Consider the following 11,117-nt stretch of genomic DNA (forward strand, 5'->3'; position numbering starts at 1 on the left):
CCAGCCTCAGGCTACCTCAAGCCGCTGGCGAGGCGTGGCGATGACAGCAATGTCTTGAACGCTTCCCAGCGCTGCTTGCGGGCGGCCACCGGATCGGTGGCCGTCACGTGTTTTTCCACCCAGGCTTTGACCATGTCCTTGCCCAGGTTGTAGTTGATGACGTAGCCGCGGTTGGCGTCATAGAACGACAGGCGCTGCGTCGATTTCTCCGGCGGGTACAGGGCCACATTCACCAGCCACTCAATGGTCTGCTCACGCGTCCACTTCCCCTCCAGGTAAGCCTGGGCCGCATCGTTGTCGGCATAGCTCAGTTTGCCTAGCAGCTTCATCAGTTGCGCATATTGCGAAGCCAGTGCCGCATCCAGGCCCGCCAGCGGGTACAGCACCTTCTGCTCGAAGGCCAGCCGCTCCTCATCGGTGAACGCCATTTCAATGCCGTAGTTCGCGCTGCCCTCGGCGATCAGCGACATCGGCGAATACAGCGGGTAGACGCTGAACTCCACCCAGTTGCGCTGCTTGACCAGCGACTGCTCCAGCAAGGCATTGTAGACGTGATGGCCCGGATAGCCTTCGTGGCAGCCCAGGTCTACCGCGCGTTCGATATAGATCGGGAATTCGGTATTGATCTGGATCAGGCTGTGCGCATTGCCCTTGTACCAGTTATAGCCGGACCACGGCTTGTTGCTGACGAATTCCAGCACGAAGCTTTCCTTCTGAGGCAAAGCCATGAAGGCAGCGGTGCGCTCGCGGCAGGCGGCAATGGCTGCATCGAATACCGGCTTCAGCTTGTCCTTCGGGATCGCGAACCTGGCACGGAAGGCTTTCAGGCGCTCCGGCAGCGGGCCGTCGCCTGGCAGCAGCTTGTCGACCTGCGCCACCAGCGCCATGTAGTAGGCGCGGTCGTGGTGCGGGGTGACCGCGTCATACAGCAGCGCGGTTTCTTCGTCGAAGCTGAATTTGCGGCCTTCCATCATTTCGACGCGGGCTTGCATGGCCTTGAGCTGCTTGGACAGGAACTCGATGCGCAGCGCCTCATCGGCGCCGCCAGCCTTATGCTGCGCGATGTCGCGCTGGGCGGCCACCACGCCGGCCTTGATCGATGCCAGGCTTTGCTTTTCCTTCGCCGCCTGCTGCTCCAGTTCCGGCGGCCCGTAATAAGCATCCACATAGCTGGCATCGTGCTGGCCGATGGCCAGCGCCAGCTTGCGATAGCGCTCCGCCACGTCCTGCACCGATGCCGCCATGGCGCTGCCTGCCATCAGCATGGCCAATCCCCCAAGTACGATTTTTTTCATTGTCTCCTCTACGGCCTGTGTCAAAGTCGTAGAGTGTAACTCAGCCCGTGCGCAGCTGGCGGGCCAGGTCGGCCAGGCGATACGGCTTGCCGACGATAGCAAACTCCTGCTCCGATTGCGGGAAACCTGACGACAGGATGATCTTGATATGGGGGTAGCGCTGCCTCACTTCGCGTGCCAGTTCCAGCCCGGTCATCCCGTTCGGCATCATCACGTCGCTGAACAGCACATCGACTTCTCGATCGCGCTGCAGTGTGCGCAAGGCCGCGGCCGCATCGTTGGCGTGCACGGTGGCATAACCCATGGCCTGGAACAACTCGCGTGCCGACTCCATCACCAGTGGATCGTCGTCCACGATCAGCACGCGCTCCTCGCGGGCGGGACGCTGCGCCGGCACATCCGGCACCGACTCCGCCAGCGCCGGCAGGAAGAGATTGATGGTGGTACCCTTGCCCGCCTCGGTATCGATGGTGACCGCGCCGCCGGATTGCACGATAAAGCCGTACACCTGGCTCAAACCCAGGCCGGAGCCTTTGCCGACTTCCTTGGTGGTATAAAAAGGTTCGAAGGCGCGCTGGCGCACTTCTTCGCTCATGCCAGTGCCGGTATCAGCCACGCTCACACGCACATAATCGCCGGCAGGCAGCGACCCGGTCTGGTTGGCCTCGAGCCTGACGTTGCGCGTGGTGACTTCCAGGGTGCCGCCCTCAGGCATGGCATCGCGTGCATTGACTACCAGGTTGAGCAAGGCCGATTCAAAGCGCGCTTCGTCGATCGAGGCCTGGCGCAGCTTGGGGTCCAGGTCCATTTCAAAGCGCATCAGCGGGCCGGCAGCGCGCCGCAGCACGCCTTCGAAGCCGAGCACCAGGCGGTTCAATTGCTGCACGCTGGGTTCCAGCGGCTGCTGGCGCGCGAACGCCAGCAATTGCTGCGTCAATGCGGCACCACGCTCGACGGCGCGGCGCATACTGTCCAGCACGCGCCCGCCTGTGCCTTCCGGGGGCGCCGTGCACAGGATGTCGATACCGTTCGATACCACGGCCAGCAGGTTGTTGAAGTCGTGCGCCACGCCGCCCGTCAACTGGCCGATCGATTCCATTTTCTGCGCCTGGAACAAGGCGGCGCGCGCCTGCTCCAGCGATTCCTGCGCCTGGCGCTGTTCGGTGTTGTCGCGCGTGACTTTGGCAAAGCCGACCAACTCGCCGTCATCGTCATACAGCGCATCGATCACGGCATGGGCCCAGAAGCGCGTGCCGTCCTTGCGCACGCGCCACCCTTCGCTTTCGTAGCGTCCTTCGCGCGCCGCCACTTCCAGCCCCCGCTCGGGCACGCCGGCCGCCTTGTCGTTTTCAGTAAAGAAGCGGCGGTAATGGGTGCCGAGTACCTCTTCCGGCGCATAGCCCTTGATGCGTTCCGCACCGAGATTCCAGTTGGTGATCAGGCCCTCGGGCGACAACTTATAGATCGCATAATCGATCACCCCTTGCACCAGCAGGCGGAAGCTTTGCTCGCTTTCGCGCAAGGCTTCCATGACGCGCTTGCGCTCCGTGACGTCGCGCGTGACGTTGGCGAAGCCGACATGCTCGCCTTCGGGCGTATAGATCGGATCGATCACCACGCTGGCCCAGAACAGCGAGCCATCCTTGCGCAGTCGCCAACCCTCGCATTCAAAGCGGCCTTCCCGCAGCGCTGTGCCTAGCGCGCGCCGGGCCAGGCCACCCTTCTTGTCTTCCTCGGTATGGAAACGCGAGAAGTGCGTGCCCAATACCTCCTTTTCGCTGAAGCCATTAAAGCGCTGGGCACCCGCATTCCAGCTGCTGATGCGGCCTTCGGTATCCATCATGTAGATCGCGTAGTCGCTGATGCTGGCCACCAGAAGTTCATACCTGGTTGACAAACTCTCAAGCGCCGGGGCTTCGTTGATCATCAGTTTTGTGCGCACTGCTGCGCGCATGAATATGCGAGGATTTCAGGAGGATGCCACAATCTGCAATTATGTGGAAAACGACTATGTTGCTGGCCATCGCCTTGGCCCTGCCAACGGTAGAAGTTCCCAACACCCGCTCACCGGTGGACAAGTCCTACCGCAAGATGCTGCAAGGCGTGGAGCGATTCAAGCGCGAGCAGGCGCTGGCGCCGCAGGCCACTTTGCGCTTCCGCCTCCTGCCCCGCCAGCCGGGCACGGATATGCAGGGCATCACGCTGAAGGTGCTGGGCGATACCACCAGCATGGAAGTGCCGGTCGGCGCCGACAACAGCTTCATCCTGCAGTACAACGAGCTGCTGTGGCGCGAGGACGGCGCCGTGCTGGCGAACCGCAAGACCTTGTCCATGACATGGCGCGCCGAAGTGCGCAGCCCCGGCGTGCCGGAAGGCCTGCGGCGCCTGGGCGACCTGCGGCTGGAGTGCCTGGTCGGCATGGAGGCCGGCCTGGTGTCCAACAATGCCCACCTGTTTGCCTGGCTCGATGAATTCCTGCGCAGCCCCGACAAGGTGTGCAGCGACCCACACGGCAACTATCTGTTCTTCACGGAAAAGCCATTGTTCTCCATCACGCTGCAGGCAGGCGCACGGCGCGCCACCTTGCCCTTCCACGCGCTATACGCGGGCAATCCACCAGCCGCCGAAATGCCTTACTGCGATTGCCAGGTGCTGCTGGAGCGCAGCTACTTCGCGCCGGTATGGGACCGCTCCTGGCCGGACGATACCTTGCTGAGCTTTGAATACATGGACGACCCGCCGCCCGCCAGCCCGGCGGCCCCGCCCGACCGCACGGCAGCGCTGGCCGCGCTCGGCGCTCCCCAGCTCAGCAGGCGCTTCGACAGCGGACGCGAAGTCTGGCTGTACCAGTCCGCGCCACCGGCCCACCTGGCCTCCGGGCCGGACGGCCGGGCGCGCATGGGCGAGCACGTACTGCTGTTCGGTGCCGATGGCATGACCCTGAAAGCACGCCAGCGGGCACCGTGATCAAGAAGGGCTATTGGCGCGCGTCTTGTTGAAGAACCGGTAGAACAACGCCATGATGAACGCCATCGGTCCGGATCGAAATCTGCTGCACTCACGACAACGTTCTATCGCACCGGGCCGAGGGCTTGGCAAAAGGAAATCCAGTCTGCTATAATTGCGCGCCTTGGCCTGGTAGCTCAGTTGGTAGAGCAGAGGATTGAAAATCCTTGTGTCGGTGGTTCGATTCCGCCCCGGGCCACCAAGAATAAAAAGTGAGAACGCCGACCCTTGTGGTCGGCGTTTTTGCTTTCTGGCCATATAATTTCGTTTGACAAGATTACAAGCGCCGCCCTCCCTCAACCTACGCCGCTCCCTGCACATGATCGACAAAATCGTCTACGCGCTTACCCATTATTTTGCCTTGTTGATTTTCGTGTTCGCCTGCTGGGGTGCCGGCCGGGCCCTGCTGCGGCGCGTGAATCAGGGGGGCGCCCCGCCCGAAGAAATGCCTTTATGGCATGGCATCGCAGCGGCACTCGGCATCGGCATTTATATCTGCCTGGTCCAATGGCTGGCCATCGCCGGGCAGCTGCGTCTGTTGCCTCTGCTGCTTGCGCTAGGACTCGGCCTGGCCCTGTGCCTGCTGGAGTGGCGCGCCCTGCCGGCGCGCAGCGTTCCATCGCTGGCGCAGCGCTGGCAGGCTGCAAATTGGGCCGAACGCGGCACCGTGTTGCTGATCGCCTTGCTGGTGCTGCCAACCGTCATCGCCCCGCTGTGCCCGCCATTGGCCTGGGACGAAGTGATGTACCACCTGCCGCACGCCAGGCAATGGGCGCTGAACGGCAAGCTTAGCGTCAACGAATGGCTGCGCTATCCATGGTTCCCCTACAATGCCAACCTGCTGTTCAGCGCCGCCCTGCTAACGTATGACGATGTGATGCCGCACCTGCTCAGCGCGTTAGCCGCCTGGCTTACCGCCTTCCTGGTCTACCAGGCCGGCAAGCGCTATGCCGGCAAAAGCGCGGCCTTCATCGCTGCCATCATTTTCCTGTCCCTGACGCGGGAAGAATTCGACAATGCGATGGTCGACACCAGCGCCGCCCTGTTCATATTCGGCGGCTGCCTGGTTTTCCACCTCTGGCAGCAGCAGCCCCAGCGCCGCGCACTGCTGGCCTTCGCTGGCTTGATGCTCGGCGTAGCAGCTGGCATCAAGTACCAGGCGCTGCAGGTACTGCCGCTGCTGGCAATCGCCTTGCTGATCAAGACACGCTCGCCGCGCAACTGGCCCATCGCCGCCGCCGCCCTGCTTCTGCCTTGTGCCTATTGGTACGTGCGGAACTACGTGCTGACCGGTGACCCGTTCAACCCGATCGGCGGCAAGCTGTTCGGTTTCAGCGACTGGAACCTGGCCGATTATCAGTGGCAGCTTGAGGACATCAAGCGTAACGCAGGCTGGCCAAGCTGGGTGATCTGGCCAGCGCTGCTGGCACCATTTATCGCCAAAGTACGCCGGCTGCCGGGCGCGCCAGCGGCCATGATCCTGGCCGCTGCCGGCATGGCCGTCTGGTTGCTGACCTCGCGCTACCCGCGCTACCTGATGCCGTTCTACCCTGTGCTGGCGCTGCTGGCAGCAGCCGTCTGGCACTGGCTGTTCGTTACGGCAAGCAGCCGGTTGGCCCGTGATCCCGAGTCCAGGCTGCCCTACAAAGCCGCCGCGGCCAGCGTCGCCCTGGCTTTGCTGGTCGTGCTGCCGGTTTCGCTGAAAAAGGAATACAAGAGCTGGAAACTGGTGGCTCCGACTGCCGCCGCGCGCGCAGCAGTATTGCAGAAGGAGATTGCCGGTTACCCGGTCATGGCCTATTTGCGTGAACACCCGATGGGCCGGACTTACCAGTTCGGCCTGGAAGGCGGGCTCTACTACGCTCCGCCCGGAACCGGCGGCGATCATTTTGGCCCAGGGCGCTATCGCGATCTGGCAGACCTGGCCCCGCTAGACCTGGCCAAGCGCTTGCGTCAGGCCGGGTACTCCAGCCTGATGATCAACACCGCTCAATGGCCGAGCATCAATACCCGGCCAGGATTTGCGCAATCCTTCACGCTGGTGCATCAGGACGGTCCGGTACTGCTATACCAGATCGTCCCGTAAAGGGTTGCTGGCGCGCGTGGCCTTGAGCTAGCTGGCACAGGTCAGTTGGCCCAAGCGCGCCACACTGGCACTTAATACCTCAACGACTTTCTCCTGCTGCTGTGGCGTGATCCCCATCCACAGTGGCAAGCGGACCAGGCGTTCCGACAGCGAGTCGGTAACTTCCAGGCGGCCATGGGCCCGGCCATAACGCTGGCCTGCCGGCGAGGAATGCAAAGGAACATAGTGGAACACTGCGCCAACCCCGTTGCGCTTGAGTTCGTCCAGCACGGCCTGGCGATCCAGTCCGGCACCGAGCAAGACGTAATACATGTGCGCGTTGTGCGCGCACTCGGCCGGAATCACCGGGCGCCGTAGCGCGCCGGAGTCCTCCAGCGGCTCCAGCAGGTCATGGTAATACTCCCAGCGCGCCAGCCTTTCGCGAGTGATGGCATCCGCCTGCTCAAGCTGCGCCCACAGGAACGCGGCCACCAGTTCGCCCGGCAAGAACGACGACCCCACTTCCTGCCAGGTGTATTTGTCCACTTCCCCGCGGAAGAAGCGGCTGCGGTCGGTGCCTTTCTCGCGAACGGTCTCCGCGCGCAACACCAGCGCCGGATCGCGCACCAACAAGGCGCCACCTTCCCCGGCGATGACATTCTTTGTCTCGTGGAAACTGTATGCGCCGAGGTCGCCGATCGCGCCCAGCGCCCGGCCCTTGTAGCTTGCCATCACCCCCTGGGCGGCATCCTCGACCACAGCCAGCCCATGACGGCGGGCGATGTCCAAGATGGTGTCCATCTCGCAGGCGATGCCGGCGTAATGCACGACGGCGATAGCGCGGGTGCGCGGCGTGATGGCCGCTTCGATCAGGCGCTCGTCGAGATTCAGGGTGTCGGCACGGACGTCGACAAATACCGGCACGCCGCCGCGCAAGGCAAAGGCATTGGCCGTCGATACGAAGGTGTAGGACGGCATGATGATTTCATCGCCGGGACGGATATCCAGCAGCAGCGCAGCCATTTCCAGCGCTGCGGTACAGGAATGGGTCAGCAAAGCCTTGCTGCTGCCGGTCCGCTGCTGCAGCCATGCATGGCAGCGCTTGGTAAACGGTCCATCGCCCGCCAGCCGGCCATTGAAGTGGGCCTCGGCAATGTAATGCAACTCCTTGCCCGTCATGTAAGGCCAGTTGAATGGAATCTGTTTGTCACTCATGATGCAATTATTTCCTTCTGTTTTACTTCAACGCTGCTCGATTTCCTTGCCACCAACAGGCGCGTGCCGCCCAATCGCCAGGAGCCGCCAAAACGGATCCAAGCCAGCTCGACGCCGAGCACGACTTCGAGCAGGCGGTTCAGCACAGGATGAACACGCAAGCCGGCAATATCGTCGCTGCTGATGTTCTTCCGGCCGCGCATCGCCAGTCGCGATGCCAGCATCATCGGCAGCAACAGGCTGACGAACGAGGTACTGCGCACGAGTTCGAATCCGGCCGCGGCAACCTTCAGATGCAATTCATCAGCCGTGTAGCGCCGCTCATGGCAAGCGTACTCATCGACCGCACTCCATAGCCAGCGGTGTTGGGGCACCGTGATGTAAACATGGCCGCCCGGTTTCAGCGCGGCGTAGATACGATCCAGTACCAGCTCATCTTCTTTAATATGTTCAATCACGTCAAACGCGCCGATCGCATCCCACTCCTCGCGGTACTGCATGGCGCGTGCATCCATCTGGCAGAATTCGGCGCGGGTGACGCGCTGCCGTGCATAGTCCAGGCCTTCGGCCATGTGCTCGCTTCCGGCCATGCGCGCCTGCGGAAATTGCTCGGCAACCGCACTTAATACAAATCCCGTTCCACAGCCGATCTCCAGGAAGGAACGCATGCCCGGCTGATAAGAGCGTAACGCCCAGAGTATCAGCTTGTTGCGCGACCGGAACCAAAAATTCCTGGCCTCCAAGGCGGCCAGTTCTTCGAAATAGTGCGGTTTGAAGCCGATCTGCATGGGACGAACGCCTTACCCTTTCTCCCGGAAAACGAGATATTTAAGTTCGACAAACAAAACCAGTGCCACCAGCACCATTGCCACGAGCTGCACTACCTGGTGAGGGTAGCCGAACCGGTCGACCAGAACGTACAGCAACAGCCAGTTCAAGCTGTAGCCCGAACCATGCGCCAGGAAATAATAGAACGCACTGCGTCCTGTCCCGCCGCGATCCCGGAAAGTCCAGTTCCGGTTGCCAACAAACCCGGTCAGTGCGCCAATGACATACACCAGCGTCATGGCCACCTTGGGTGCGCCCCCCCACCAAGCGAGCAACAAAAATACCAGGTAGCCGACGCTGTTGCTCAACACGCCAACCAGCAGGTAGCGCAGCAATTGCATATGCGACGTCCGCAACCGCTCCATGCCAAGCCTGCGCATCATCCCTGGGCGGCAGGGGCGCGCAAGGCTGCCCAGAATGCTTCGGACTGAATTTCCGGATAGCTGCCAACGGCCGCGCTGAACAGGCACAGGCGCTGCTTGAGCAGTACTGCTTCTTCCTCCGCCCGGCCAGCGGCGGCGCGCCCGCGCAACCGAAGATCGATGCCGGCAGCCAGCGCCAGGCAGCCGCAACGGAACACCAGGTCCATCAGGCTTTCCGCCTCGTCGCCGTCGCGCACCGGTATGGCTGCCTGCACCAGCGGCCGGCCGCCGTCCAGCGTCTCGTCGACTTCGTGCACAGTCACGCCGGCAAAACGCACGCCGTAGGCCAGCGCGTCGCGCAGCGGCCGCACGCCGATCGAGCCGCCGAATGCGGGTAGCAGCGAATAATGCAAATTGATCAGGCGGCCACGATACCTGCCGGTCACGGCAGCGGCCAGGATCCGGTGCACCGTGGTGATCACCAGGTCCGGCTGGAAGCCATCCAGCGCCGCCAGCAGCGCATCCTGGCCGGTATCGCCGAAATCGATGCAGGCTTCGGCGATTCCCGCGCTCCTGGCATAGGCATTTGCCGGACATTCCCGGTCAGTAAATACTGCCGCCAGTTCGGCCGCGCCAAACCAGCCCTGGGCAATGGCTTGATGAACAAACCGCAGGTTGCCGCCGCCGCCCGAGCACAGGAATACGACGCGCTTCGGCTGTTTATCGTCCATAAACCCGCCTTACAATGGTGTAGGGGCGACGTTTGGTCTCCGAATACATCTTCGACAGATAGACGCCAACCAGGCCGATAAAGAAAATCACCAGGCCACCCAGCATCCAGATCGATGCCATCACGGACGTCCAGCCACTGATCGGCTTGGACCAAAGCAGCCAATTCAGCAGCAGGAAGACGGTATAGGCGCCCGCGATCAAGGAAATACCTGCGCCGAGATAGAAGATGCCGATCAGCGGTGCATTGCTGAACGAGGTCACCGCATTGACCAGCAATGCAATCTTTTTGCGCAGCGTATAGCTGGAGCCAGACCTGGCCTTCTTGTTGACGACCTGAGCACGCTGGTCAAAGCCGGTGATGTGCCACAGGCCTGCCATGAACACTTCACGCTCGTCGTGCAGCAGCAGGGCTTCGACATAGCGGCGGGTCATGACCCGTGCTGTGACAATATTGGGAGTCAGGCCGAGCCCGGTCGATGCATTGAACAGGGACCAGAACCACTGGCCGCTCCAGCGCTCGAACCAGCCCCCCTTGCGTGCTTCCTGGACGCCGTATACCACGTCGCAGCCGTCGGCATCGAGCTGGGCGCAAAACGCTGCCAGCCACTCCGGATCTTCCTCGAGGTCGACATCAAGCAGGAACACGCGTTCGCCGCGGGCATGAGCCAGGCCTGTCATCATGGCTTTGTGGTGGCCAAAATTGCGCGACAAGTCGACGACGACGACGTGGGCATCCTGGGCACTCAACTGGACTGCCAGGGCCAGGCTGGCATCCGGCGAGCCATCGTTGACGAATACGATCTCGTAATCATCGCCGACCTGCGCGCGTGCCGCCGCGCTGGCGCGCTGGTGGAACTCGCTGATGTAAGCCGCAGATTGATACAGCGTGGCGACAATCGATATTTTCATTGGCCAACATACCTCATATAGCGGGCCGCCTCGGGTCCGCAGTTGAACAGCAAATCGACAATACTAACATGGTGGGTAAACTCGCCCCACTGCTGTGGATACGGCGGGTAGCCGGCGTAATCAAACCACGTCAGCTTGATGCCGGCAGCTTCCATCAGTGGCTGTTCCATGTATTCCTTGGCCGCCGGTCCGGACAGGTATTCGCGCGCGCCTACCTGCTGGCACAGCGATACCAGGCGCTCGGTACGCCCCTCAGCGAGCGTGAAATCCCAGGAATTATGGATGCGAGTGCGAATGCCAAGGTAGTTGCATATGGCGACAATCAGCTGCCGGTTAAGCGCGGACAGGTTGTGATGCGCCTCGGACAGGTAGAGCGGGGCCAGCCAGCCAGCAACTTCCTTAAAGTAAGGCGCACGGGCGTAATTGTTCTGCAATGTCGTCCAGTGCTTGCGTTGCCATGAGCTGTCCGGCAGGCTGACGTCGCGGATGCGGCGGCGGATATCCTGGCCGGCTGGCACCGTCAGCCATTGCACCCCGTTGGGTGTTTTGATCAGGTTACGGTTACGCCAATCATTCTTGGTAAACTGCATGTCGTCGTAGAGGATAAAATCGTCCACGGCGGCAATCAGGTCAAAATAGCCCTTCCACGGGATGTAATTGGACTGCAGAATTGCAACTTTTTTCATCAGCATCTACTTTTTGCGG

At 61.8% G+C, this 11,117-nt stretch carries 10 protein-coding genes and 1 tRNA gene; 3 read left to right on the top strand and 8 right to left on the bottom strand.

Going from position 1 to position 11,117, the window contains the following annotated elements:
- Positions 1-11: 11 nt before the first annotated feature.
- Complete coding sequence (locus ASD58_RS25045) at positions 12-1,295, bottom strand: hypothetical protein (RefSeq protein WP_082565670.1); 1,284 nt, start codon at positions 1,293-1,295, stop codon at positions 12-14.
- Positions 1,296-1,335: 40 nt separating this feature from the next.
- Entirely contained in the window at positions 1,336-3,222 is a 1,887-nt protein-coding gene (locus ASD58_RS25050; RefSeq protein WP_057264783.1) for a PAS domain-containing sensor histidine kinase, read from the bottom strand.
- An 83-nt stretch (positions 3,223-3,305) separates the two neighbouring features.
- On the opposite strand from ASD58_RS25050, the gene ASD58_RS25055 reads away from it, so the two are divergent.
- The 3 genes from ASD58_RS25055 (at position 3,306) to ASD58_RS25065 (ending at position 6,387) form a co-directional block, all read left to right on the top strand.
- Positions 3,306-4,262: a hypothetical protein gene (locus tag ASD58_RS25055; protein ID WP_200951699.1), complete on the top strand. Its 957-nt coding sequence runs from the start codon at positions 3,306-3,308 to the stop codon at positions 4,260-4,262.
- 165 nt (positions 4,263-4,427) lie between these two features.
- Positions 4,428-4,503: transfer RNA gene (locus tag ASD58_RS25060), tRNA-Phe, on the top strand.
- A gap of 117 nt (positions 4,504-4,620) precedes the next feature.
- On the top strand, positions 4,621-6,387 hold the full coding sequence (locus tag ASD58_RS25065; RefSeq protein WP_057264288.1) for a glycosyltransferase family 39 protein: 1,767 nt from the start codon (positions 4,621-4,623) through the stop codon (positions 6,385-6,387).
- A 27-nt stretch (positions 6,388-6,414) separates the two neighbouring features.
- On the opposite strand, the gene rffA is transcribed toward ASD58_RS25065, so the two are convergent.
- Genes rffA through ASD58_RS25095 form a run of 6 tightly spaced genes read right to left on the bottom strand, consistent with a single transcriptional unit; the run spans position 6,415 to position 11,098 of the window.
- Positions 6,415-7,581, bottom strand: a complete 1,167-nt coding sequence (gene rffA, locus ASD58_RS25070) for a dTDP-4-amino-4,6-dideoxygalactose transaminase (RefSeq protein WP_057264290.1) — start codon at positions 7,579-7,581, stop codon at positions 6,415-6,417.
- Entirely contained in the window at positions 7,578-8,369 is a 792-nt protein-coding gene (locus ASD58_RS25075; RefSeq protein WP_057264291.1) for a trans-aconitate 2-methyltransferase, read from the bottom strand. The genes rffA and ASD58_RS25075 overlap by 4 nt, the downstream gene beginning before the upstream one ends.
- Positions 8,370-8,381: 12 nt before the next feature.
- Positions 8,382-8,750, bottom strand: coding sequence for a GtrA family protein (locus ASD58_RS25080; protein ID WP_200951700.1), 369 nt, complete (start codon positions 8,748-8,750; stop codon positions 8,382-8,384).
- Positions 8,751-8,788: 38 nt separating this feature from the next.
- The gene (locus tag ASD58_RS25085; protein ID WP_057264293.1) at positions 8,789-9,502 is read right to left on the bottom strand and encodes a phosphoribosylglycinamide formyltransferase; all 714 of its coding nucleotides are present in this window, start codon (positions 9,500-9,502) and stop codon (positions 8,789-8,791) included.
- Complete coding sequence (locus tag ASD58_RS25090; RefSeq protein WP_057264295.1) at positions 9,492-10,412, bottom strand: glycosyltransferase family 2 protein; 921 nt, start codon at positions 10,410-10,412, stop codon at positions 9,492-9,494. Before ASD58_RS25090 ends, ASD58_RS25085 begins: the two co-directional genes overlap by 11 nt.
- Positions 10,409-11,098: a WbqC family protein gene (locus tag ASD58_RS25095; protein WP_057264788.1), complete on the bottom strand. Its 690-nt coding sequence runs from the start codon at positions 11,096-11,098 to the stop codon at positions 10,409-10,411. Before ASD58_RS25095 ends, ASD58_RS25090 begins: the two co-directional genes overlap by 4 nt.
- Between the last annotated feature and the right edge of the window lie 19 nt (positions 11,099-11,117).

The sequence above is a fragment of the Duganella sp. Root1480D1 genome (genome assembly GCF_001427305.1).
In the GTDB taxonomy this organism is placed as follows: domain Bacteria; phylum Pseudomonadota; class Gammaproteobacteria; order Burkholderiales; family Burkholderiaceae_D; genus Rugamonas.

Bases quoted from the DNA above. Each gene is read 5' to 3' on its own strand.
- ASD58_RS25045 (WP_082565670.1), bottom strand. From the start codon at position 1,295: ATGAAAAAAATCGTACTTGGGGGATTGGCCATGCTGATGGCAGGCAGC.
- ASD58_RS25050 (WP_057264783.1), bottom strand. From the start codon at position 3,222: ATGATCAACGAAGCCCCGGCGCTTGAGAGTTTGTCAACCAGGTATGAA.
- ASD58_RS25055 (WP_200951699.1), top strand. From the start codon at position 3,306: ATGTTGCTGGCCATCGCCTTGGCCCTGCCAACGGTAGAAGTTCCCAAC.
- ASD58_RS25065 (WP_057264288.1), top strand. From the start codon at position 4,621: ATGATCGACAAAATCGTCTACGCGCTTACCCATTATTTTGCCTTGTTG.
- rffA (WP_057264290.1), bottom strand. From the start codon at position 7,581: ATGAGTGACAAACAGATTCCATTCAACTGGCCTTACATGACGGGCAAG.
- ASD58_RS25075 (WP_057264291.1), bottom strand. From the start codon at position 8,369: ATGCAGATCGGCTTCAAACCGCACTATTTCGAAGAACTGGCCGCCTTG.
- ASD58_RS25080 (WP_200951700.1), bottom strand. From the start codon at position 8,750: ATGCAATTGCTGCGCTACCTGCTGGTTGGCGTGTTGAGCAACAGCGTC.
- ASD58_RS25085 (WP_057264293.1), bottom strand. From the start codon at position 9,502: ATGGACGATAAACAGCCGAAGCGCGTCGTATTCCTGTGCTCGGGCGGC.
- ASD58_RS25090 (WP_057264295.1), bottom strand. From the start codon at position 10,412: ATGAAAATATCGATTGTCGCCACGCTGTATCAATCTGCGGCTTACATC.
- ASD58_RS25095 (WP_057264788.1), bottom strand. From the start codon at position 11,098: ATGAAAAAAGTTGCAATTCTGCAGTCCAATTACATCCCGTGGAAGGGC.